The organism is Thalassotalea sediminis, from assembly GCF_030295915.1.
GTDB lineage: Bacteria > Pseudomonadota > Gammaproteobacteria > Enterobacterales > Alteromonadaceae > Thalassotalea_C > Thalassotalea_C sediminis.
Genome location: NZ_AP027361.1, coordinates 1,427,772 through 1,451,110, shown reverse-complemented (window position 1 = coordinate 1,451,110; position 23,339 = coordinate 1,427,772). Strand labels below are relative to the sequence as shown.

Sequence of the window (23,339 nt, the reverse complement as noted above, 5' to 3'; positions counted from 1 at the left end):
CACTTTAGAAGGAACAATTAATGTTAAAAACGTTACCCGAACTCATTGCACAAGCGAGAGAAAATGTTACGTGTATTACTGCCAACGAAGCAGTAAAAAAATGCAAAGCATTGAACGGTGTATTTATTGACGTGAGAGAACCTGCTGAATTTGCAAATCAGTCAGCAACAGGCGCAATTAATATTCCCAGAGGAGTGCTTGAGCCGCAGATATTAGAAAAAATTACCGATGCGCAAAAACCAATTTTTATTCATTGTGCAACAGGTGGAAGAGCAACGCTTGCCGCAGAGCAACTGCTCAGAGTAGGCTACGAAAATGTTTGGGCAATCACGTGTAAATTTGATGATGTCTTTAAAGCCCATCAAACTGAAAACTAATTCGTATCCTTAATAAGGATAAATCACTAAAGCGAGCAATATAGCTCGCTTTTTTCTCTTTAATTCATGTACTTTTTATTAATTGTTTTTAGCAAAAAACATCACCCATAACAAACATGCGAGCCTTTCTCTTTCTTCGCTTTATACATATTATCATCTGCTAATTTAATAAGCATATCAGGGGCAATGGGTTCACCCTGTTCGGTAGAAGAAATACCTAAGCTTAAAGCAAAATCTGGATATTTTTTATTAAACTCACCAATAATATTATTACCGACATTAAGTGCATTTTTGGTATCACACTCAGGTAAAATAATACAAAACTCGTCACCGCCATACCGACAAGCCAAATCAATCTCTCTAATACCAGAAATTACCACTTTGCCTATAGACTTAAGCACTTCATCTCCTTTGATATGTCCATACGTGTCATTTATATTTTTAAAATTATCGATATCAATGTACACCAAAGAAAGCTGTGTCTTTCGCCGTTTTACGGCTGCTAGCTCTCTTTTTAACACATCTTGCATCGCTCGCTGATTATATAGCCCTGTTAATGGATCGAGTTTTGCTTGCTCTTCTAACTGCTTAGTTCGCTCTGCTACTTTTTTCTCTAGGCTAACTGCATACTCTTCTGTACGTCTTTTTGCCGATTCAATTTCTCCCACTAAACTGTCAATATACGTATCGAACACTAATGTTGTGTCAAAATAAAATAAGTTATCAAGCGCTAGTAATGTTTTCTCTATTTCATCATGATCTTCTATATGTTTTTTTAATACGTTAACAATAAGCTCTTTTAGCGTTTTTACCGCGGAAAGGTAGAGTTTAGGCTCGACACCTATGCGTTTATGCACCATACCAATTCGTAATCTGTTGTTGACATATTCCGCATCATATTCTCCAGAGAATAAATCAATAACGTATTTACGTTGCGCATTTCTCAAACGCATCAACGTATCAGCATCACCAATCAACAAAGATATCTCGTCAATTTCCGTTTGTTTTTCGTAGAATTCGTCAACAATAGCATCAACTTGGTCTTCAATAAGTACCTTGTGACGAGACAATAACATTAGTGCATCATTATCAAGTCCTAGCAATTCCATTCGGTTTACAATTTCAACGTCACTAATTTTCATCTGTTCTAATAACGTTGTATCGGTACGGCGCTTCATTCACTCTTCCTTACTGAATATATACCTATAAAAACAACTGAAGTTCTTAATATGCCCAACTAAACGCACAGACAAAAATTCAGCAGCCTACTTAATATTAGGATCAAAATAAAATCATCGCTTTAAAAATAAAAAATAAACTTTTTTTAGTCATAAAACGACTTACTCAATAAGCCCATTACGAAAAGTGACTAATGATGAAATTACCAAAAATAACGAGCGCTATTTTTTTTACAACTATTGCAACCTACGCTATCGCCGAAGCAACACCAAAAACGAATGAATCACTTAACATTTATGTCTATAACAATTGTCAGCAACTCGCAGTAATACCAATGACAGACAGTCAAATTTCAGCTTATAAAGCATTTAAAGCGACGGAAGTAGGCATGGCGAACGCAGAAAAGCCACTATCTGCCATGGAAGATGAACTTGCAAAATACCAAGCCGAACTGGAAAAACTTTCTAATGAGATGATTATTGAAACTAATGAAAAAATTGTCATGAATAAAGCGTTACTAAAAAAACACGAACGCCTTGCAGATAAAATTGAAAATATTATAAGCAAGCACAAGCCAAACTTTGATAATTTAGACGTTCAGGTAGAGCAAATTGAAACAGCAGCAAAGTCTTTCGAACGTGCAATTCAACCAAGCATAGCCAAGTATAAAAATGAAAATGATAATATTCAGGTTAATATCAGTAGCACAGGAGCAAAAGGTTACTGTAAAACGTAAACCAACAGCCCAAAACTCCTTGTAGTAGAATTTACTATTTGATTCACAATTAGCTGCCTAACGGCAGCTAAACTGTACTACGACCAATTGAGGAGTAGAATGCTTATAAGTGTTATGTAATGCGTTGCCAATCGTATTCCATTTGCTTAGCTGTCTCTTTAGCTAAAGTTAAATTTGCAAGGTCTGATACCAAATGTAGAGTCATATCAATTCCCGCTGATATACCACCAGAAGTTATGTATTTGCCTTGTGATACCCAACGCTGATTGCTAACCACATTCAGTTTGGGGTAATCAATCTTGAGATCGGAAATATCTTCCCAATGTGTCGTAACCGTTAACCCATTTAATAGACCAGCTTCAGCTAAAATGAAGGCTCCTGTACAGACTGATGCTACTTTCGAAGCATGTTCTGCAACTTTCGCAACCCAAGATATTACATGAGCTTTTTTCAATTCTTCTGTGTGTATGCCACCAACGACAATAAGCACATCAATATCGGGATGATCTTCAAATGAAAAATGTGAATGAATGGGATATCCACCACGGGCCTGTATTAGCCCCTTATTCTCAGAAACTAAAAATATATTCCAATTGTTATGCCCCAAACGATTTGCCGTACTTAAAACCTCAAAGGGCCCAGAAAAATCAAGGACTTCAGCGTTATTATATATGTATATGCCGAAATTCATATTTCGCACTCCTTATGACACATAGCCCCTAAATAATGTATGACTATAGCTTGGCAACTTTATTGCACTGTTTTCAACTAAAAATGACACATTATGGCGAATCAAAGTTAGTTCCCGTGTTAGGTGTTTTTTGCTCTTTGATATAAATACAAGAAACCTACAACAGTGCCTACAGGAACACTAAGCAATAACACCAAGGCGATAGGAAACGCAAATTTATGAACATTAGTGTTTTGTTTTATTAAGTAATATCCACTTAATAAAACAAATACATTTAACACCAATACAATATTAACTAAAGCATGAATATAAAAAGGTAACGCAATATAACTTGGCATTTGAGTTACCCCAAATAAGAATGCGATAACAAAACCAATTAAGCTTACTGCACCATAAACAAAATATGCCCAACCTGATACTCGAAAATCATTTTCCATTTTTTTACCTCAATCCTTGAAGCACCTACGCAGTAATATGGGGCGAATTATGCTTGGTTAAATAGTACACCAAACAGGGCAACTTCTACTTTTTGAAATTTAGCTAAATCCATTTATTTCACGATTCCAGAGAAAAACATAACGCCTATTAGTGTTTATGCCCGATAAGTCCAAATAAAAGTTCAAAACCTTTTACCAAAGCACACTAATTTTATTTACCAATTTTAATAAGTTAGCAGTATTACTTGTTAAAAACAATCAAGGTGTATTCTGTAGAATTAGCGACGAGCTAACAGAGCGATAATGCTTTATTCTTCAAGTCGTTGTGCCCAATTGCCCGCATGCTGTTGTTCACAACGTTGCTCGGTGTCATAACGAATATGATTGCTCATATTCTTGACGTTTATTTTTAGCTTTTGCAATGCATGCTGAACCATTTTTGCTAAATTATTGTTGTCTGGCGACTGCAAATAATGCGCGAGATGTTCGTCGCTATCGAATACACAAACAACCTGTAAACTTTGCGGAAAGTTTTTATAATTAACAAGATGCGTTAGCCACTTAAAGCCATCAATATTTAGCAACGCGACTTCGCATACATCGGTCAATACTTCTCTTAATTGATTATCAATTTTCTTATCGGTTTTACGCATTGTTTTATCATTAGTGCCCTTAAAAGTTGTAGGTTAACACTTAAGCATAATCTCCCCTAATATTTAGAGCGCTAAAGTAAATATATCGCCACAATGTTTCTATTTAATTTGTTATGAAAAACAATGATGTGACCGTAACTCGCCTCAATTTAACGACGATTTAACCGATTGAAGTAGTCAAAATTTAACTACACTGTATCCTGATATAACCACATTATAAAAAGGATAAATTGTGAAAGTTCGCTTATTACTTATTATCTCAATAGCATTTTTATTAAATACACCTGCTACAGCAGAAAAGGTTTCAAAACGTCAACTTGACGCCGATAATGTCGTTGTCACTAAACATACAACCAAAATTAAAGGTAAGAAAGTTCCATATACCGCAACCACAGGCACCCAGCCTGTTTGGGATAAAGATGGTAACCCAACGGCAAGCCTTTTTTATACCTATTATCAACGCAGTGATGTTAAAGACAATTCAACACGTCCATTATTAATTTCATTTAATGGTGGCCCTGGGTCAGCTTCTGTATGGATGCACGTTGCTTATACTGGCCCCAAAGTACTTAATGTTGATGATGAAGGTTATCCTTTACAACCTTATGGCGTTAAAACCAATCCATACTCAGTACTAGATGTTGCTGATATCGTTTTTGTTAACCCTGTAAATACCGGTTTTTCACGTGTGTTGCCAAACGAAGAAGGTAAACTACCTAGCCGTGATAAACAAAAGTCTATGTTTTTTGGCGTCAATGCAGATGTTAAATACCTCGCTGAGTGGATCGACACCTTTGTTAGTCGAAATGATCGATGGCGATCTCCTAAATACCTTATCGGTGAAAGCTACGGCACAACACGTGTATCGGGATTAGCACTAGAATTACAAAATCGTCAGTGGATGTATTTAAATGGCGTAATATTAGTATCACCAACGGACATTGGTATAAAGAGAGAGGGCCCAGTAGAAGCAGCTAATAGGCTACCATACTTTGCAGCCGCAGCTTGGTACCACAAAGCTTTATCACCTGATTTACAACGTAAAGATTTACTTGAATTATTGCCTGAAGTGGAACAATTTACCATCAATCAATACATACCTGCGCTTGCTAAAGGTGGGTTTATCGATGCACAAGAAAAACAAGCGATTGCAGAAAAAGTTGCGAAATATTCTGGCTTGTCATTTGAAGAAGTATTAAATAACAATATGGATATTAGCACTTCATTTTTTTGGAAAGCACTCTTACGTGATAAAAAGCAAACCATTGGTCGCTTAGATTCTCGCTATTTGGGCATTGATAAAAAAGCCAGTGGTAGTCGACCTGACTACAGTGCAGAACTTACGTCGTGGTTGCATAGTTTTACACCAGCAATTAATTACTATTTGCGTGAAGAATTGAACTACAAAACTGATTTAAAATATGCAATGTTTGGCGATGTTCACCCATGGGATAGATCAAACAATCGTACCGGTGAGAACTTACGTCAAGCGATGGCTCAAAACCCGTATTTAAACGTGATGGTGCAATCTGGCTATTATGATGGCGCAACTAATTACTTTGATGCTAAATATACCATGTGGCAGCTAGACCCAAGCGGTTTAATGAAAGAACGTTTGTCGTTTAAAGGTTATCGCAGTGGACACATGATGTACCTTCGTTATGAAGATTTAAAACAATCAAATCAAGATGTACGAGACTTCATTATTAATAGCATTCCGGCCAAAAATAAAGCGGCTAAATACGATCTAAAACCCTAAGTATATCTTTGAGGTTAGGGGGCTCCCCTAACCTTTTCTTTAATATGCTGCCCTCATACGGCAACATGCACATCGTTAACTGTACAAACGAATAATCTGTTTTTAGTAATCCAAAAAGCTTGTAAAACCGTATTATATAATAGGTATAAACTATCGCGAATTAAGCGGTTTTACCTTTTACGGTTTTTGATTAAAACATAGCAGTAACCGTTATTTTAAATACACTTAATTATGAGGGTCTATGAAACTAAATAAACACTTACTCGTTTTTAATCACGTCATTAATCATGGCACACTAAGTGATGGAAAATATAACATTGAAAATATAACTGCATGGCATGATATAGATGGCTATACCTGCTATTTAGGTTACAAAGATCTCATTATGACCATTTATTTTCATAATCGGTTTGATTTTGATTATCAAGACAAACAAACCGTTGACGACTTCAATCAACTCATTGAGCGTTACGATATCAGTACTCATGAATAAACTAGCCCCCAAAGCATTACTTAACAGTAAGTGGACTAAAGTAAACGTAATAAATAAAGAAAAACATTTTAGTGTTATTAGGGTCACGTTTGATGAAGATCAGCGTGTCACTGAGTGTGTTATTCAAGCAGTGATCAATAACAACGAGTATGCAATTAACTGGCGAGACCTAAAAGATAGCACACAGTGGAAAATAGGTTGGAAATAACCCTTAAATTACGTACTACAGGTTGAAATGAGCTTGCAAATATTGTTATTACCAATCGATAGCTTTGCCTTGCCAATCTAAGTAACTTAACTCGCCATCAAGTGGCAAGGCCTCAACAATATTAAGGAGTTGTTGAGCCACAAACGTACTGGTAAACAGCTTTCCTTTTGGTACATTTTGTTGGAAAGGTTTAGATAACGGTGAGTCTGTTGTACCAGGATGAAAAGCAACAAGTTTAATGTTTTTAGCGCGTCTATTTAATTCAACCGCCGCTGATTTTAACATCATATTAAGTGCCGTTTTAGCACTACGATAGCTATACCATCCACCTAACCTATTATCGCTAATACTCGCAACTCTGGCACTAAAAAATACAATTTTGCAGTCTATATCACCACTTACGACTACCGCTAAATGCTTCAACCATAACATCGGGATTGTCGTATTAACCAAAACAACCTGAGCGAAATGTTCTGCGCTAAAGTCTTCTAGCCTTTTTTCGGGCGTTACGTTTTTGCCATGCAATAAGCCGTGACAAATAAATATCTTTCCAAATTTGTAGTTTCCTAACGTAGCAACCGCGGCCTGAATGTTACATTCTTGATAACCTTCAACCTGAATAATCTGAACACTGTCATATTTTTCGTGTTGATAGAACACAGGATTTCGCGTTATCACAATAAGTTGATACTGTTTATCAGTTACAAACTTTGTTGCAAGTGCTTTGGCTATTTCACTATTTGCGCCGATGATCAGAATTGCTTGTTGTTGAGCAGGTTCCGTTTTCACAATGTGCTTTTCCTATACCAAAATAACGATGAAAAAATGAAGAGACAGGGTGACGATATTTTGCCATGAATAAATAGCCAACATGCGCTAATTGTTTCACAATGGGGAACGTCAATGGTGCAACATATAGTCCCTTTCCAACGAGTGTCCATGCCCTATGAGTTACCGCTAACGCCTTTAACGTTTCTCCTTGATATTCACCATGCAATATCTGCATTGCCTCTTTTTTGTTTATGCGAGGATAATTTGTAGCAAAGCCTGCTTGATGCAAATTAACAAGCTTAATTGCATTGTTCTTGTCATGTCGCTTTAAACTGTCCATCTCTGCACAACAAAGCGGACATTGACCATCATAGAAAATTGTTAAAACCGTATGGTTCATGTCGACTTTTCATGTCTAACTCTTTAAAGAGGTTTACGCAATAAAGACAACCTAAGATCATACTTTTACATTTTTTAGTGAAAATAATGCCATCTAAAAGGCTTTTGATTTATAACACTCGCTGTGCCACAGTTAATAGTAGGTAACTATTAATGAATCAGTTTCATGAGAGCTCTGTATACCTTATTATTCTTAAGTGTTTTAACAGTACAAAGTAATGCTGACGAAATATCTATTCGCGCAGATGCTTGGTACCCAATAAACGGGCAGCCAAACAGTGATAAGCAAGGTTATATGATAGATTTAGCCAACAGCGTATTTGCTTTATACGGACACACAGTTGACTATGATGTAGCACCATGGAAAAGAGCGCTGTTAGAGGTTGAACAAGGAATACACGATTGTGTTGTAGGAGCCTATGTTAAAGATGCACCTGATTTTACGTTTCCCAAACACCATTGGGGGTTAGTAAACACAGGTGTATATGTTCTTTCAGATGATCCATTTATTTTTACTTCTGTCGCGTCTTTAAAAAATAGACAAGTTGGAATAATTACAGGTTATGCCTATAGCAGTGACGAGATAAACCACCACATTAATACCTCTTCAAACATCTATAAAGCAGTTAGTGGAAAGAATCCGCTTCAATCTAACATTAAAAAATTACAGCACGAACGTATCGATACGATCATAGAAAACCCGCTAGTAATGGCAGCAAAGTTAAAGTCCTTAAACATTAGTAATAAAATAAAGTTAGCAGGAACTGTTGGTAAACAATCACCTATCTATATCGCATGTACTCCTGACAGTAAAAGAGCAAAAGAAATCATTCACATGATAGATGAAGGCACCAAAAAACTGAGGGGCTCAGGAGAATTCGATAAAATTCTACAAAAATACGGATTAACCGATTGGCAAAAATCACATTAATCAACCATTAACTCTCATCATAATCATCAAAATTATTATATTGGATAATTTCAGCAAGTTCTTCACCATAAGCACTGCCTTTTTCTGAATACTTGTCTAACTTCGTGACCAATGCAAAAGGATCATTTGTTGTTGCGTTAAGTTGTCGAAACTCTTTAAAAGCTCGCCCGCGTGCTAATGTACGGTAATAATCATACACAGCGTCTTCTATTGACGCGTACTTTTTAACCCAAATGGTTTTATCACCACGCTTTTGTAAAGCTGGCACACGCGGTTCGTCTTCGTCAAAAGACCATACACCAAAAACATTGTTGGCTTTACGAAAAAAACGTGAGGTTGCCCACGAGCTTTCCATTGCAGCTTGCGCAATAGCAATACTTTTGGGGTGAGGCTTAAGCGCAGCAAGTAACGCTTCATTACTTGTTACTTTATACTCTTTTTTTAATTTTTCGATACGCTCACTACTTTTCCCGTTATCTATCGTTGCCTTTACATTTTCATAGCGTGTCATGAGTTTTGCATAAACGGTATCTACTGCAGGTAGGATCAAGGAAATAAACCTTGCTTTCTTCTCCTTAACGGTCATTGGCGGGAGCTCAGCTTCTCGTTGACTATAATAGAAAATAGCAACTGCAATACAAAGCAATATTGTAATAACCGCGATAATTTTACTGCGTATGTTGGGCAACACTGTACATCCTTATTGTTTGAAAAATAACAAGTTAATATAAAGCCATAATATAATTATGTACTAATGAGCGTAGCATCAATTCACACATCCATACAGTTATTAGATCTATATTTACACATCTCTAATAAAGAGCGTTAATTATCATCCAAGGCTAATTTTACAGCGCTTTCAGCATGAATTGCAGTCGTGTCATATAAAGGCACCGCTGTATGGTGTTGCTCTATAAGCAGCGAAATTTCAGTACAGCCAAGTATGATGGCTTCTGCGCCTTGACGATACAGTTTATCAATAATAGTGATGTACTGTTGTCTCGAAGCCTCCTCAATAACCCCTAAGCACAACTCCTCATAGATAATTCGATGAACGATACTTTGATCATCTGTATTAGGCGTTATTACATTGATTGCGTACTTATTAATTAAGCGCTGTTTATAAAAGTCTTGCTCCATAGTAAAGCGTGTGCCCAATAAACCAACTTTACTTATACCGTCTGCTTGCAACTTTTGTGCGGTAGCATCGGCGATATGCAAAATGGGTAATGCTACCCTTGCTTCTATTTCAGGTACCACTTTATGCATGGTGTTAGTACAAATAATAAGAAAATCAGCACCACCCGCAGAAACAGACATCGCAGCTTCAGACAAGCGCAACGCTAGTTCATCCCACTTCCCTGCATGTTGTAGCTGTTCAATCTCATGAAAATCAACGCTATACAAACATATCCTTGCTGAGTGCAAGCCGCCCAACGCAGATTTAACCCCTTCGTTGATCGCTTTATAATAATTGGTTGTTGATTCCCAACTCATGCCGCCTAGCATGCCTATTGTTTTCAATGAAATTCCCTTATATTGTCGTTATAAAATCTAGATTGAGGGCGTTAAGGTTACATACGTTATTAAGTTTTGAGTAATAAGCCAATCTGCCATACATGAAGTTAATGCTTACGTGAACAGTCAGTATTGGTGATATTCAAAGTTAATTCAATATGCAAATACTCACAGCAAATCAATGCAAGATTACATTGATAGGCTAACGACGCTTTACACATAGTTTTAATCGCCTTCTGTTAAAACATCAGTTATCGTTTAATAAAAAATTTAACGAGAATAATATGACATCAGTAAAGTTAGACATTGATGATCAGGGCATTGCATGGGTAACACTTGCTCGTCCAGAAAAACATAATGCCTTAGACATGACAATGTTTAAGTCTATAGACAAAACCATCAGTCAAATTAAACAACACAAACATGTTCGTGTAGTTATCCTAAATGGCAGTGGTGTCGATTTTTGCACCGGGCTCGATATAAAATCGGTCATGGTGAATAAAAGTAATGCAATTAAACTGCTGTTTAAAGTTCTACCTTTTCGCGCTAACCTCGCGCAAAAAATATCCTATCGTTGGCAAAGCTTAAATGTACCAGTTATTGCCGCGATACATGGTCGATGTTGGGGTGGAGGTATGCAAATCGCTTTGGGTGCCGATTTTCGTATTGCCACGCCTGATGCCTCTATGAGCATTATGGAAGCAAAATGGGGACTTATACCCGATATGGCAGGCAATAAACCACTCTCTCAATTAGTACCAATAGATCAGGCAAAAAAACTAGTGATGACCGCAGAAATATTGTCAGGTGAACAAGCATTAGCGCACAATTTAGTGACTGAATTATCCGCTGATCCAAATGAAGCAGCCAAGGCTTTTGCAGAAAAGTTGTTACAAACATCTCCTGATGTTTTAAAACACTGCAAACACCTTTATAACCAACAATGGCACAAAAGTAGTGCCCGTTTTTTAATGGCTGAAACATGGCGACAAATTAAAATCATTCTAGGTAAAAACCAATCCATTGCGGTTAAACGCGCGAATGGTAAAAATATGCCATTCAAATAATGACGGTTCATCACGAGAAGTTTAAACAAGCTACGAAACAGCCTCACCAATTTACCCTGGTTAATATTGCGTTTATCAGTAAAACAACGCAAAAAACAGGCTGTTACTCGCCTTATCGTTAACAATATTTTCATTATTTGATAAATTGCCGCCTTTACTAACATTGCATATCTTTTTGCATTCTCTCTTAGTCGTTGGTTATTCTTAAATGAAGAAAAATATTATTACTGTTGCCTTACTTGCACTTTCGTCTTCAACCATTGCAGACACCTCAGGTCTTGAACATTTTGTTGTGTTTGGTAAGCGCGCAAATCTCGTTGGTGAAACCATGTCAGCCTCTGAGGGCTTAGTTGGATATGGCGATATAGCGCAACGCCCCATTTTACGTTCAGGTGAAATACTAGAGTTCGTGCCTGGCATGGTAGTCACGCAGCACAGCGGTTCAGGCAAAGCCAATCAATACTTCTTACGAGGTTTTAATTTAGATCATGGCACCGACTTCAGCACATACGTTGATGGTATGCCAGTTAATATGCGTACACATGGCCATGGGCAAGGCTACGCAGATCTAAATTTTATTACACCTGAATTTGTTGAAAGTATTCATTATCAAAAAGGGCCTTATCAGAGCGCGCAAGGTGATTTTTCAACCGCAGGCTCTGCATATTTTGCATTAATGTCTGACTTTATCAATCCCTTTGCCAAACTAGAAGTCGGACAAGATGGATACCGTCGTGGTGTGGTGGGTCAAAACATTAAAACGCAAAATGGCAATATTGCTGTAGGCGCTGAATGGCAACAATACGATGGCCCTTGGACGAATATTAATGAAGACGTTAATAAAAAGAATGTCATGCTTCGTTATCAACAAAAACTCTTAGATGGCGTATTTAACCTCACTTTTTTAGGTTATGAAAATAGTTGGAATGCCGCAGACCAAATCCCATCTCGCGCGGTAAATAAAAACTTAATTGACGAACTTGGTTCTATTGATAAGACCGTAGGTGGCGATTCAGATCGTTTTAGTTTATCAGCAAACTGGCGCAATGATGATTGGGCTATTTCTGCCTATGCAATTGCAAGTTCACTGAATCTCTATTCAAACTTTACCTATTTTCTAGAAGATCCCGTTAATGGTGATCAGTTTGAACAAGTGGATGATAGAAAGGTTTTTGGCGCAAATTTAGTTAAATTGTTTAACCAACAATACGGCAATAGTCACATTCATCATAGTCTTGGTATAGATTTTCGCGTTGACGATATCGCTGAAGTGGGCCTTTATAAAACTCGAGCAAGAAAGCGACTATCAAATGTACGTTCAGACGCTGTAGATCAATACTCGATAAGTGCTTTTTATCAAGTTAACGCTGATATTAATGACAATCTTTCGGTTAATGCCGGTGTGCGTCATGACTATATGAACGTTGATGTTAATAGTCAGCTGATGTCAAATAGTGGTGAAGACAGCGATAGTATAACCAATTTTAAAGCTGGCCTTAGCTATCAATTTAATGAAACGTGGCAAGCCTATGCAAACTGGGGACAGTCATTTCATTCAAATGATGCGCGTGGCGCAACAATAACTGTCGATCCATTATCGGGAGATGCCGCAGAAAAAGTTGACCTACTCGTACAAGGACAAGGTGCAGAATTTGGCATACGGGTTGCTGACTATGAAAACTATAATGCGTCATTTTCACTATGGTGGTTAGAAAATGACTCAGAGCTTGTTTTTGTTGGTGACGCTGGTAATACCGAGCCAAGTCGAGCATCAAAACGTTATGGTGCAGAATTCACAACGTTATACTGGTTAACACCACAAATTGTTGCCGATCTTGAACTTGCATGGACACGTTCACGCTTTACTGAAAACGAAGCCAATGAAGGCAACTATATTGAAGGTTCCCTGCCTTTTGTTGCAAGTTTTGGTATTAACTGGCACATCAATGACAATATAAATACAGGGCTTAGACTTCGACACTTTGGTAAACGAACGTTAGACAGTTTTAAAGATACGCAATCGAACACCTTTAGTGTCGTCAATGCCAAGGCGCAATATTTATTAGAAGATTGGAAGTTTAGTTTATCGGTATTAAATCTACTCGATAGCACTGATCACGATATTGATTATTTATATGAAAGTCGTTTATCGGGAGAAAGTGCTTCCGGTGAAGAAGACATTCACTATCACCCTATTGAACCAAGAACCTTTCGCGTAAGTGTAACCTACTTATTCTAACTTCCTTTTATACCTTTCTATAATAATTAAAGGGCAGCAATAGACATTGCAGCCCTTATTGCCCCTAAAATCGATACTGTTGACACTTTTATATAAATGGTTAATGGAAACCTTTACTAACCCTTTGCCTCTTTTCTGCCATTATTGCTCGTTACATTGCCATTTTTACTACCTAAATTAGCCACAAAATTAAGGTTTAATTAGCGTGATAAAAATGGAGAACATCATGACTACGCACATCCGAATATTACTTGTTATTTCACTGCTAATTATCGCAAGTACAGCGTCATTTCTGCTCGATGGAAGAAATAGTAACAGCGAATTTAAAGTGGACCTTTCTTACCAATCACATACTACGCCAGATAGCCTAGTGCGTGTGGAACATTACGGGCAAGTAGAACAAGGCAGCTTCTTTCTAAAACAAGCGAACATGCCAGGTTACTTATTATCGCCGCTTATCGATACAAATGTTGATATCGTCGTCACAGGACTTGTCGCACGAGCAGTTGTTACTCAGGAATTTTCAAACCCAACAGATGATTGGGTCAATGGTATCTACGCGTTTCCACTGCCCGAAAATGCCGCGATTGTTCATTTAACAATGCACATTGGCGAGCGAAAAATTGTTGGACAGATTCATCCAAAACAAAAAGCAAAGAAACTCTATCAACAGGCCAAAGCAACAGGAAAAAAAGCAAGTTTACTGGTACAAAACCGACCAAACCTTTTCACAAATCACGTTGCTAACATAGGGCCTGGTGAAAAAATAACCGTGACAATCGAATATCAACAAACAGTGGCATTTAATAACGATACTTTCACTCTTCGCTTTCCTACAACAATTACAAAGCGCTATTTACCAACAAACCAAAAAACTGATGAGCAACAAACTTTACAAGAAAATGGCTGGGGATTAACTCAACCTTCATTTACCGAAAATAGGCAAGATAGCGATTCAGAAACGAGTCAGCCAATGCACAAGGTTGCCATTAATATAACACTTAATACTGGGTTTCCTCTCGCTGACATATCTAGTGAACACCACCCTATCATGACAAATGAAATATCATCTGGACAATACAGGGTGTCGCTCGAACAAGACATGATTGCAAACCGAGATTTCCTGTTACGTTGGCAAGCAATTCCACATAATACCCCTACAGCGGCGCACTTTATTCAAACAGCCAACACAGAACACTACGGTATGATCATGTTAATGCCATCAACAAGTAATACTGTTGCAGCATCGTTATCTCGCGAAGTAATTTTTGTTATCGACACGTCTGGCTCCATGGCGGGAACCTCGATTCAACAGGCGAAAAAAGCATTAATTTCGGCGGTAGCTGAGCTCAAAGAAACAGATACGTTTAACATTATTGAATTTAGTACAACAGCCAATAAGGTGTATCAACACTCGGTGCCTGCTTCAGACATCAATAAAAGCAATGCATCAACCTTTATTGAACAGCTAAATGCTAATGGTGGCACTGAAATTCTATCAGCTTTACAGTTAGCACTTGGTCAACAAGCACAAAATACGGAGCGATTACGCCAAGTGATTTTTATCACAGATGGCGCCGTTGGAAACGAAGCAACACTTTTTTCTTACATTGATAAACACATACAGGGTAGTCGACTCTTTACCGTTGGTATTGGCGCAGCACCCAATAGTTACTTTATGACCGAGGCTGCTACCATGGGCAAAGGTACTTTCACTTATGTAAATTCGATAAATAGTGTACAACAACAAATGCAGTCGCTATTTAGTAAGCTACGCTCCCCTGTACTCATGAACCTTGAAGCAAACTTTAATCAAACTATAGAGATGTATCCGCGAAAATTACCTGATTTATATCAAGGTGAACCGATCATGATAAGCTATTTTAGCCAAGAGCCGGTTACCGAAATGCAGGTAACGGGGCAAATGCGTCAACAACAATGGCAACAAACCCTAGCATTACAAAACAGTGGTAAACAGACAGGGTTATCTACCTTATGGGCACGACGAAAAATTGCTCAACTCAGTAGAGACAAGTATAAAGGCGAAGACGCAGATACAGTTAATCAAAACATATTGCAATTAGCCATGAAACACCACTTGGTAAGCCCTATGACTAGCCTAGTAGCCATAGATGTGACACCAACAGCACAAAAAATGAGCGACGACAGACAAGTAAAAAACCATCGACCACATGGCCAAGTAGGCGTACTACCTCAAACCGCGACATCCGCGACATTACAAGCAGTTTTAGCTTTGTTAATCTTAGGGTTTACATTATGTTTCCGTTTATTAAACAAACGCCATTAATAGCAAAATGGCGTTTAAACAGAATTAAATTAATCATGCTTTGTGGCTTTACTATCAGTACTTATTTACTGGCATCAAGTGGCTACATTCATGCTAAAGCTTTATTGGCGCAAGTATTAATTAAAGAAGCATGGATACAAGCAAAAGCAACAGGTGAGGCTCATCCGCCCTGGTCATGGGCAGATACTTACCCTGTTGCAAAGATAACCTTACTTGATAAAAATTTCTATTTACTCGCAGGTGCAACTGGGCGCACACTTGCTTTTGGTCCTGGACATATGAGCAGCACACCATTACCGGGTAAAGGCGGGAATACCGTTATCGCCGGGCATAGAGATACGCATTTTGCAAATCTAGCTAACATTACTATTGGCGATATAATAAAGGTTGAAACACGTGTGGGTCAGTTCAATTATCAAGTAACAAATGTCAATGTTGTTAATGAACAAAATATGGCGGTAACAGCACCAACTATTGAAGATACATTGACGTTGATTACGTGTTTTCCATTCGATGCCATCGCACCAAACACAACTTGGCGATATGTGGTTACAGCGGCTTTAATTTAGGCTCAATCGTTTTTAAATTTAACCGTCATTTCAACGTCATCACGACTTTTTCAATCCCGTGAGCGGGCGTATAATAACGATTGATACAAAAGCCATATTTTTGATACAACCTTATTGCCGGTTTATTCAGCGTCGCTGTTTCTACGATGAGTTTGTTAAAGCTGGTGTATTCCATAACAAACTGCAGCAGTTTACCGGCGAGCCCTTGTTTAAAATAATCAGGGTCAACAACTAAGCTATCAATCATTAGATACTCACCATCTGCGCTTACTTCAATAACGGCGGTCAGCGCATCACCATCGATAACACCATAAAATTCGGTTTGGCTATCAACAAAATCTGCTAATGGTCTAAACAATGGCGGAAACTTGTCAACACCAATGAGTGTCGCTTCTATCTTGTAGGAACGCTGAAAAACGCGATAAACCTGGCGAGCAACAAGCTCGTTACTCATCGTTAATTTAGTGATCATAATACTTCAATTATAAGTTCATCGTTATTAAGCAAGTCTTTACTTGGAAGTTAGTCCGATATACCGCTTGTTTTATCAACAAAACGCAACTCATAAGCACTTTGCACCATCAAGATTTTCATCTCTATTGTTCGTTATCCGTTCAATGTTTTCCGCGTTCGAACGATTAAATATTTAAACCATATCGTCGTAACTGCGTTCTGTATCGTTATCAACACAGTTTGAAGGAGCTCATAGAATAGCTATAAAAATATATTTTACGCACCTAACAGATTAAGGTGTCTACGTTTTTTGTAACACAATGCTAATAACAAGCAATGAGAAAGTTCGTTAATCGGTATTGGGTCACCTAAAGCAAAGACTAAGGCTCTATTGCCTTGATAGTTGAATGTATCGCCATATACTTCTTTAAACGTATCAATTAATCTAGTCTGGCAATGGAAATAAATAAAAAAGTGGTGAGGATCCTTTTCTTTCCAGTCGTAGCGTATGGTAGTTCCTGTTTTGCAAAGATAGCTAGGTTCACCCCACTTTAAAGTCTCAGATAAATCTTCGATGCCATTATCTTTCGCGATACTAAAAATCAATGAACGGACTTCTATTAGTATTTTTGCGACATGACTAGGGTAGCGATCAAACTTCTGTTTTACATCTTCATGCATTTTTAATCAGGTAATCATTAACGAGCGAAAAATTAGTTATAATCATATTAATCAATACCTTACTCCTTTTTCTAATTAAACTAAAAACCCAACAGCATGGCAACCATTGCCAAAAGCAAACCAATAATCACGATGCTTTGCTGTATTTTTTCATTAATCAAAGTGTATTGTTTATGTGTGCTGGAAAACAGCTGTTTTATCGGAGTAAAGAATAGCTTTGGCGTACATCCTGTGCCAATGAAAATAAGACTAACACCTAAAATGTTTAATAATGCTAAACCCGAGATATGCGCAAGTAAAAACTTGTATGCGCCTGCAATCAACAATGCAAAGGCAATGAGTAAGCAGCTAAAAAGCGCAACTTTTTCTTTAGTAGCAAGCGAATTCATTGTGTAACACTCCTTATTACGCTGTTGATGCTGTTTTTACTGCGCTTTATCATAGTTGTTAAAGATATCCATGGTCAACACGTAAAACACAAACCTACTCGTACTATTTACTTTCTTGCTGACAATTCCAACAAATATCAAATGAGGCAGCGTTTTGTTCTCTACAATGATTACATATCCAATCATCAGCGTATTGATTCTGATGCGCTCTATCTATAATGTCTTTCGCGCGTTCATAATCAGCATCATTTACAACCCAGACTTCAGGCCAACAATCAAATGGAGAAATTTCCCCCATCGCACCTTGTGCGTATTCGTTTTTAACAAAAACCGGGATACCTTGAGCATCGATGAGATCTTTAATGTTATTTACAAGAAAGCGACTTTCATTGGTATACACCCTCTTCATTGTTAAGCCTCAATTATCCTTTTTAACGCAATCGTTAAACCAACAAAACACCAGCCTGCTGATAATTAACACTAGGTTTCTTTACTATAACTCGCAAGAGTTGTCGTGTTAGCAACAGATGCGACAATATATAGTAACTTCAATATAGTAACGTTTTATTCTGGCTCTTTTACCGCGTTATTTTTTAATCGTCCGGCAAGGTAATAGCGATAATAGCCGATAGCACTACTACCAACAAAAATTATCTCAACTAATATCCCCACAGGCGTCCATAAAATTATATTATGAAGCAACCACAGTGATCCGCCTAAAATCATCATTAAACGTAAAAACTTATCATTTTTACTAAATGAGCCCGTCGTAATAAACACGGTTGCGAAAAAACCTAAAATACTTAAAAAACCAATATAGCTATATATCGTAATAAATAAACTCACACACAGCGACGCTGCCGCCATCCATTGTAACTTCCATTTAATAGAGATTAAAAAGCGAACACTAGAAAATAAAAAGATATAGCCTGCCGTTGGTTGATCTAACAATAAATAGTGGATGCCATTAAACAAACAACTCAACGATAAGAGCGCCAAAATACGATCTTTGTTCTTAAGTTGCATGGCATAGCATTCAATCGCTAATGTAAAAGTAACCAATATTTGAGAAAGGAGAAAATCTGGCATAACGCCCCTAACAGTGAAATAAAGAAAATAGTCGTTAACGATACATCGTTAATGTGAAAAGCAGATTATACCTGCTACATATAAGTACATGCTAGAGTAGAATAGACTATGATGACTTGCCGTTTGTATGAGGGCTAACAGCAAATGCCCGCTACGTTTACAATACATAAAAGCGCCTACTAAAGAAATTAACAGGCGCGTAAGTTAAGTTATTCTTTATTACCTTTCTGTTTAATTTTTACTGGATCGTATTTAGCAAACCAGCCCATAATATTATCAGTTTTGGCAATAAGCCGACTCGGACGAGAGGCAATGTAATGAGGCGCATTAGGGACACGAATTAATGCCGTATCAACATCAAGCATTTTTAACGCAGTATAAAATTGTTCTGCCTCCCATGTGGGCGTTCGGTAGTCTTCCTCGCCGACCATTACCATTGTTGGTGTCGTGACTTTATCCATGTAACGGATCGGGGAATATTTTAAAAATGCATCAGGATTTGACCAAGGATCTTGTCTAAACCAATGTCGTCTAACAAAAGGTGCAATATCGCCAGCTAAAGCCATCGTCATCCAATTGATCACCGGCTTTATAGACGCAGCAGCTGCAAATCGATTTGTTTTAGTCACGATCCATGCGGTTAAAATGCCACCGCCGGAGCCTCCGGTCACAAACAAGCGCTCATCACTCACATATTTACGCTTAATCAATTCGTCTACCACTGACATTAAATCATGATAATCATTGCCTGGATAATTTAGATCTATCTCTAGGGCGAAATCTTCACCATAGCCTGTTGAACCTCTAGGGTTAGACCATACGGTTACGTAACCTTCTGCAGCATATCGTTGAATTTCGCTACCAAAGTAAGGACCATACATCGCATAAGGACCACCGTGAATTTCTAATATCATCGGAAAACTTCCATCTGCCTTAAAGTTTGGCGGTAGTGCGACCCACGCTTCAATTTCTTTGCCATCATGACTAGAGGTTACTTTAATTTCTTCAACCGTTGCCATGTTCAAATACGGCAATAAGTCATTATTAAGCTTTGTAAGTACGCTACTGTTTTTCCCTGTAATCGAGGTAATACTTATTTCTGATGGTCGGTCAGGAGAACCTAACATGTAGGCAATTTTTGGTTGTTTATTAGCACTAACCGAAAAACTACCACTTGCATAAGGACGTCCTATTGAGCCACCACCAATATTTGACGTAACCGGTTTAACCTTGCCGCGCAAGCTAATATTAAACAGTGTTAATACACCATGATCTTCAGATAATACCAATAAAGATTTCCCATCTGGCGACCATTGCATTTGCCCAATTGCACCCGTAAAGTCTTTCGCTAACTCTCTTTTGTTACCGCCATCGGCGTCCATAATGTAGAGGTTACTTTGCTGATAAGACAAACGTTTATCAGTGTATCCTCGATAAGCGATTAATTTGCCATTCGGTGAGACAATTGGTGAACTATCTGGACCATCTCTGTCTGTAAGTGCCTGCATTGATAAATTATCGAGTGAAATACGATAAATATCACTTTCAATAATATCGATATCACGATCATCATTAGTATTTCCTTCGACCAAAATCGTATTATTGTTTAACCAACTCGCCATGGTTAAATCGGCTTCGCCGAAAGTTAACTGCCGAGGTGTGCCCCCCTCTACAGGAAGCGAAAACACCTGGTCGGTACCTACTTCTAAATACCCTGAGCCATCAAAACGAAAAATTAAGTCATCATAAACTTTAACGGCTTCATTCCACGTTGCGCCTTCTGGTGCACTAATGGGCTTAGCGAAACTCGGCTTTTCACCTTTAACAAACATATTAAAAGCGATCTGTTTTCCGTCTGGTGACCAAACAGCATTAGAAGGGCTACGGGTAAATTGCGATAATGTTAAGGATCGGTTAGCGGCGACAAAGAATAACCTTAATTCAACCTTACCATCAGACGTAGTTGAATAAAGGAGTGTTTTACTATCTGGCGACCAACGCGGTGACCAACTTGATTGTTTCCCTTCTAGTAGAGGCAAATGGCTACCGGAAACAAGATCAATAAGCCATATCTGACTTTTGTCTTGATCCGTCATTTTATCCATAGTATGGCGCACATAAGCAACTTTTTTACCGTTGGGTGATATTTGAGGATCCGTGGCATATTCGATATCAAATACACGTTCAGCGGTAAAGTAATGGGAAGGCACTTCTTTTTCGGTTGCATTCGCGTTCACTAATAAAATGTTAGTAATCGCAAATAACAGTAATATTCGAGTGAAAAGCATTAACAAGTCCTTATTATTATAGATAGACAGAATCTATTGAGCGGAATGTTAAGCATAGGTTATTTTAAAAGGTTTGTAGTAAAACTGCCGAGCAAAAAAATAAATAATATGATGAAAAAAACGCGTAGTCACATCAGAGAGACTACGCTTTTGCATTAATAACAGTTACTCAAGTGATGAACGAGTTAAGGTAAACGTTGCTTCGGTAACACTATTTTAAATGTCTGCCGCCATCTAGTTGTAAATTGCGTCCAGTCATAAACTGGCTATTAAGTATAAATTCAATCGCTTGTGTTATTTCATTAAAGCCAGCTTCTTTAGGTAATAACGCTTTAGAAAGCGCCTTTTCTTTGTACGCATCATCATCTCCTTCATTAAACTTAATTAACGCAGGTGATATAGAATTCACTTTTACCTTAGGCGCTAAAAGTGCAGAAAAAGACATGGTTAAACTATTCAACGCCGTTTTACTTGCCGCATATGCAATATGCTTTTTGCTGCCCTTTTCAGCGACATAATCACTAATGTGAATAATATCTGCAAAGTTACTTTCGGTATTATCGTTAGCTATTAATAATGACTGTAAAGCCAAATTTAGCTGGTATGGTATGCCAACATGTATGGTCATCATTTTTTGCATAATTTCTGCGGGTGCGTAATGGTCTGTGTCTAGTTGATAATTGTCAGGCAACCAGTCAGATGCATTATGGATTATAGCGCGCAATGCATGGTAATCACGTTTTATGCTTGCAATAAAGTCGTCAACCTGCGCTTGCTGGTAAAAATCAACTTGATATAAGTCAACACCTTGTTGCTTCAGCGATGTTAGCACAGGGTATTCCGTTCGATAGGTACCAACGACCTTGTATCCTTGCGCCAACATCTGTTGTGCTAAAGCTAAACCTAACCGTTTGCCAATACCGGTAATTAATATTACTTGGCTCACTTTAAAAACTCCGCACGTGTTTGTGGGTTCGTTTTAAAAATCCCCCCTAATGCAGTAGTAGATGTTTTTGAGTTTACATCCATAATACCTCGTGATTTTACACAATAATGCGTTGCATTAATCGAAACAGCGACATTGTCTGTTTCCGTTAAGGTTTGTACTGCTACCAATATTTGCTGAGTTAAGCGCTCTTGCACTTGCGGACGTTGTGCAAAAAAACGCACAAGGCGATTTATTTTTGATAAACCAATAATCTTTTTATTTGGAATATAAGCAACTTGGGCTAAACCATCTATTGTCACGAAATGATGTTCACATGTTGAAGTTAAATTAATATCAGTAACTTTCACCATTTCATCAACGGCCATTTTATTTTCAATAACGGAAATTGACGGAAAATTTTTATAATCTAAACCCGAAAATATTTCATGCACATACATTTTAGCTATGCGGTGCGGCGTTTCCGCTAAACTGTCATCACTTAAATCTAAGCCTAGTGTACTTACCACCTCGGTTAACAACCCCTTAATACGACCGTACTTGTCTTCGGCAGACATTGAGCTTGGCACAAGAGGCGTTTCTAAGCCCTTCTCAATAAGTGTGTCACGCACCAATTGTGCTTCGTTACTAATCATGATGACTCTCCTGACTCTGCTTGGTAACTCAAGGTTAAAGACACTGAATCAGCGAAACGTAAGGCATGAGGCTTATCAATGGTTACTTTGGCGTAATTAACCCACGGATGATCGACACAAATGCCAAGTACATCACTGGTTAATTTCTCTAATAATAAGAAACGCCCGTTTTCAACGTGACTAATAATATCTTTACAGATGGTTTTATAGTTTAAAGCGTTATCAACGTTGTCATTTAAACATAACTTATTCACGGGATAATGCACTTCAGCGTTAATAACGATATCTTGCTGCTTACTTTTTTCTTCTTCATTAAAGCCGATAAAGGTTCGTAGCCTTAAGTTAGTAATTGTTATTATGGCATTGTGGTTCATGGATTTGGCCTATTTATAATTCTTTATCATCTTAAGTATATACGTTTTACGATAATATTTGGTTCATGTGGTTGCTGACTTTAACCAAATATTAATTGGCTAATACATAAAAAACTGCTCAAAAAACAACTTATAACATGCGTTTTAAA

The 23,339-nt window shown here is 37.8% G+C and carries 27 protein-coding genes; 10 read left to right on the top strand and 17 right to left on the bottom strand.

Annotation, left to right across the window (positions count from 1 at the left end):
- Window positions 1–20 precede the first annotated feature (20 nt).
- Window positions 21–377 (top strand): rhodanese-like domain-containing protein, encoded by a 357-nt coding sequence (locus QUE09_RS06565; RefSeq protein WP_286235402.1) that lies wholly within the window; start codon window positions 21–23, stop codon window positions 375–377.
- 101 nt (window positions 378–478) lie between these two features.
- Here the strand turns inward: QUE09_RS06565 and QUE09_RS06560 are convergent, their stop codons facing one another.
- A complete protein-coding gene (locus QUE09_RS06560; protein WP_286235401.1) occupies window positions 479–1,555 on the bottom strand; it encodes a GGDEF domain-containing protein in 1,077 nt (358 codons plus the stop codon).
- Window positions 1,556–1,749: 194 nt separating this feature from the next.
- Here QUE09_RS06560 and QUE09_RS06555 point away from each other — a divergent pair, with 194 nt between their 5' ends.
- Window positions 1,750–2,292 carry a hypothetical protein gene (locus QUE09_RS06555; RefSeq protein ID WP_286235400.1) on the top strand — a complete coding sequence of 181 codons (543 nt, stop codon included), beginning with the start codon at window positions 1,750–1,752 and terminating at the stop codon, window positions 2,290–2,292.
- Window positions 2,293–2,404: 112 nt separating this feature from the next.
- Here the strand turns inward: QUE09_RS06555 and QUE09_RS06550 are convergent, their stop codons facing one another.
- From QUE09_RS06550 to QUE09_RS06540, 3 genes are all read right to left on the bottom strand, one after another.
- Window positions 2,405–2,983, bottom strand: coding sequence for a DJ-1/PfpI family protein (locus tag QUE09_RS06550; protein ID WP_286235399.1), 579 nt, complete (start codon window positions 2,981–2,983; stop codon window positions 2,405–2,407).
- A 119-nt stretch (window positions 2,984–3,102) separates the two neighbouring features.
- Window positions 3,103–3,420, bottom strand: coding sequence for a hypothetical protein (locus QUE09_RS06545; RefSeq protein WP_286235398.1), 318 nt, complete (start codon window positions 3,418–3,420; stop codon window positions 3,103–3,105).
- Between the two features lie 308 nt (window positions 3,421–3,728).
- A complete protein-coding gene (locus QUE09_RS06540; protein ID WP_286235397.1) occupies window positions 3,729–4,073 on the bottom strand; it encodes a Fis family transcriptional regulator in 345 nt (114 codons plus the stop codon).
- Between the two features lie 232 nt (window positions 4,074–4,305).
- On the opposite strand from QUE09_RS06540, the gene QUE09_RS06535 reads away from it, so the two are divergent.
- The 3 genes from QUE09_RS06535 (at window position 4,306) to QUE09_RS06525 (ending at window position 6,533) form a co-directional block, all read left to right on the top strand.
- The gene (locus QUE09_RS06535) at window positions 4,306–5,832 is read left to right on the top strand and encodes a S10 family peptidase (protein WP_434017285.1); all 1,527 of its coding nucleotides are present in this window, start codon (window positions 4,306–4,308) and stop codon (window positions 5,830–5,832) included.
- Window positions 5,833–6,073: 241 nt separating this feature from the next.
- Window positions 6,074–6,325 (top strand): DUF3081 family protein, encoded by a 252-nt coding sequence (locus QUE09_RS06530; RefSeq protein WP_286235396.1) that lies wholly within the window; start codon window positions 6,074–6,076, stop codon window positions 6,323–6,325.
- Complete coding sequence (locus tag QUE09_RS06525) at window positions 6,318–6,533, top strand: TIGR02450 family Trp-rich protein (RefSeq protein ID WP_286235395.1); 216 nt, start codon at window positions 6,318–6,320, stop codon at window positions 6,531–6,533. Before QUE09_RS06530 ends, QUE09_RS06525 begins: the two co-directional genes overlap by 8 nt.
- Window positions 6,534–6,581: 48 nt before the next feature.
- On the opposite strand, the gene QUE09_RS06520 is transcribed toward QUE09_RS06525, so the two are convergent.
- Complete coding sequence (locus QUE09_RS06520; protein ID WP_286235394.1) at window positions 6,582–7,322, bottom strand: SDR family NAD(P)-dependent oxidoreductase; 741 nt, start codon at window positions 7,320–7,322, stop codon at window positions 6,582–6,584.
- Entirely contained in the window at window positions 7,270–7,704 is a 435-nt protein-coding gene (locus QUE09_RS06515; RefSeq protein ID WP_286235393.1) for a thiol-disulfide oxidoreductase DCC family protein, read from the bottom strand. Before QUE09_RS06515 ends, QUE09_RS06520 begins: the two co-directional genes overlap by 53 nt.
- A 165-nt stretch (window positions 7,705–7,869) precedes the next feature.
- On the opposite strand from QUE09_RS06515, the gene QUE09_RS06510 reads away from it, so the two are divergent.
- The gene (locus tag QUE09_RS06510; RefSeq protein WP_286235392.1) at window positions 7,870–8,634 is read left to right on the top strand and encodes a substrate-binding periplasmic protein; all 765 of its coding nucleotides are present in this window, start codon (window positions 7,870–7,872) and stop codon (window positions 8,632–8,634) included.
- A 7-nt stretch (window positions 8,635–8,641) separates the two neighbouring features.
- Here the strand turns inward: QUE09_RS06510 and QUE09_RS06505 are convergent, their stop codons facing one another.
- Both QUE09_RS06505 and QUE09_RS06500 read right to left on the bottom strand, forming a co-directional pair.
- Window positions 8,642–9,322, bottom strand: a complete 681-nt coding sequence (locus tag QUE09_RS06505; protein ID WP_434017284.1) for a glucosaminidase domain-containing protein — start codon at window positions 9,320–9,322, stop codon at window positions 8,642–8,644.
- Between the two features lie 137 nt (window positions 9,323–9,459).
- The gene (locus QUE09_RS06500) at window positions 9,460–10,158 is read right to left on the bottom strand and encodes an aspartate/glutamate racemase family protein (protein WP_286235390.1); all 699 of its coding nucleotides are present in this window, start codon (window positions 10,156–10,158) and stop codon (window positions 9,460–9,462) included.
- 278 nt (window positions 10,159–10,436) lie between these two features.
- Here QUE09_RS06500 and QUE09_RS06495 point away from each other — a divergent pair, with 278 nt between their 5' ends.
- The 4 genes from QUE09_RS06495 to QUE09_RS06480 all read left to right on the top strand — a co-directional run bounded on the left by QUE09_RS06495 (window position 10,437) and on the right by QUE09_RS06480 (window position 16,335).
- Window positions 10,437–11,219, top strand: coding sequence for a crotonase/enoyl-CoA hydratase family protein (locus tag QUE09_RS06495; RefSeq protein ID WP_286235389.1), 783 nt, complete (start codon window positions 10,437–10,439; stop codon window positions 11,217–11,219).
- A gap of 208 nt (window positions 11,220–11,427) precedes the next feature.
- Window positions 11,428–13,458 (top strand): TonB-dependent receptor, encoded by a 2,031-nt coding sequence (locus QUE09_RS06490; RefSeq protein ID WP_286235388.1) that lies wholly within the window; start codon window positions 11,428–11,430, stop codon window positions 13,456–13,458.
- A 226-nt stretch (window positions 13,459–13,684) separates the two neighbouring features.
- Complete coding sequence (locus QUE09_RS06485) at window positions 13,685–15,766, top strand: marine proteobacterial sortase target protein (RefSeq protein WP_286235387.1); 2,082 nt, start codon at window positions 13,685–13,687, stop codon at window positions 15,764–15,766.
- Window positions 15,736–16,335, top strand: a complete 600-nt coding sequence (locus tag QUE09_RS06480; protein WP_286235386.1) for a class GN sortase — start codon at window positions 15,736–15,738, stop codon at window positions 16,333–16,335. Before QUE09_RS06485 ends, QUE09_RS06480 begins: the two co-directional genes overlap by 31 nt.
- 25 nt (window positions 16,336–16,360) lie before the next feature.
- Here the strand turns inward: QUE09_RS06480 and QUE09_RS06475 are convergent, their stop codons facing one another.
- The 9 genes from QUE09_RS06475 to folX form a co-directional block, all read right to left on the bottom strand.
- The gene (locus QUE09_RS06475; protein ID WP_286235385.1) at window positions 16,361–16,807 is read right to left on the bottom strand and encodes a GNAT family N-acetyltransferase; all 447 of its coding nucleotides are present in this window, start codon (window positions 16,805–16,807) and stop codon (window positions 16,361–16,363) included.
- 257 nt (window positions 16,808–17,064) lie between these two features.
- Entirely contained in the window at window positions 17,065–17,469 is a 405-nt protein-coding gene (locus QUE09_RS06470) for a DUF1801 domain-containing protein (protein WP_286235384.1), read from the bottom strand.
- An 80-nt stretch (window positions 17,470–17,549) separates the two neighbouring features.
- A complete protein-coding gene (locus tag QUE09_RS06465; RefSeq protein WP_286235383.1) occupies window positions 17,550–17,858 on the bottom strand; it encodes a hypothetical protein in 309 nt (102 codons plus the stop codon).
- A 103-nt stretch (window positions 17,859–17,961) separates the two neighbouring features.
- Window positions 17,962–18,267 carry a putative signal transducing protein gene (locus tag QUE09_RS06460; RefSeq protein ID WP_286235382.1) on the bottom strand — a complete coding sequence of 102 codons (306 nt, stop codon included), beginning with the start codon at window positions 18,265–18,267 and terminating at the stop codon, window positions 17,962–17,964.
- A 155-nt stretch (window positions 18,268–18,422) separates the two neighbouring features.
- Complete coding sequence (locus tag QUE09_RS06455; RefSeq protein WP_286235381.1) at window positions 18,423–18,947, bottom strand: YgjV family protein; 525 nt, start codon at window positions 18,945–18,947, stop codon at window positions 18,423–18,425.
- 209 nt (window positions 18,948–19,156) lie between these two features.
- Window positions 19,157–21,235, bottom strand: a complete 2,079-nt coding sequence (locus QUE09_RS06450; RefSeq protein ID WP_286235380.1) for an alpha/beta hydrolase family protein — start codon at window positions 21,233–21,235, stop codon at window positions 19,157–19,159.
- 211 nt (window positions 21,236–21,446) lie between these two features.
- Window positions 21,447–22,181, bottom strand: coding sequence for a dihydromonapterin reductase (gene folM, locus QUE09_RS06445; protein WP_286235379.1), 735 nt, complete (start codon window positions 22,179–22,181; stop codon window positions 21,447–21,449).
- Window positions 22,178–22,816, bottom strand: a complete 639-nt coding sequence (gene folE / locus QUE09_RS06440) for a GTP cyclohydrolase I FolE (protein WP_286235378.1) — start codon at window positions 22,814–22,816, stop codon at window positions 22,178–22,180. Before folE ends, folM begins: the two co-directional genes overlap by 4 nt.
- Complete coding sequence (folX, locus tag QUE09_RS06435) at window positions 22,813–23,190, bottom strand: dihydroneopterin triphosphate 2'-epimerase (RefSeq protein ID WP_286235377.1); 378 nt, start codon at window positions 23,188–23,190, stop codon at window positions 22,813–22,815. The genes folE and folX overlap by 4 nt, the downstream gene beginning before the upstream one ends.
- Between the last annotated feature and the right edge of the window lie 149 nt (window positions 23,191–23,339).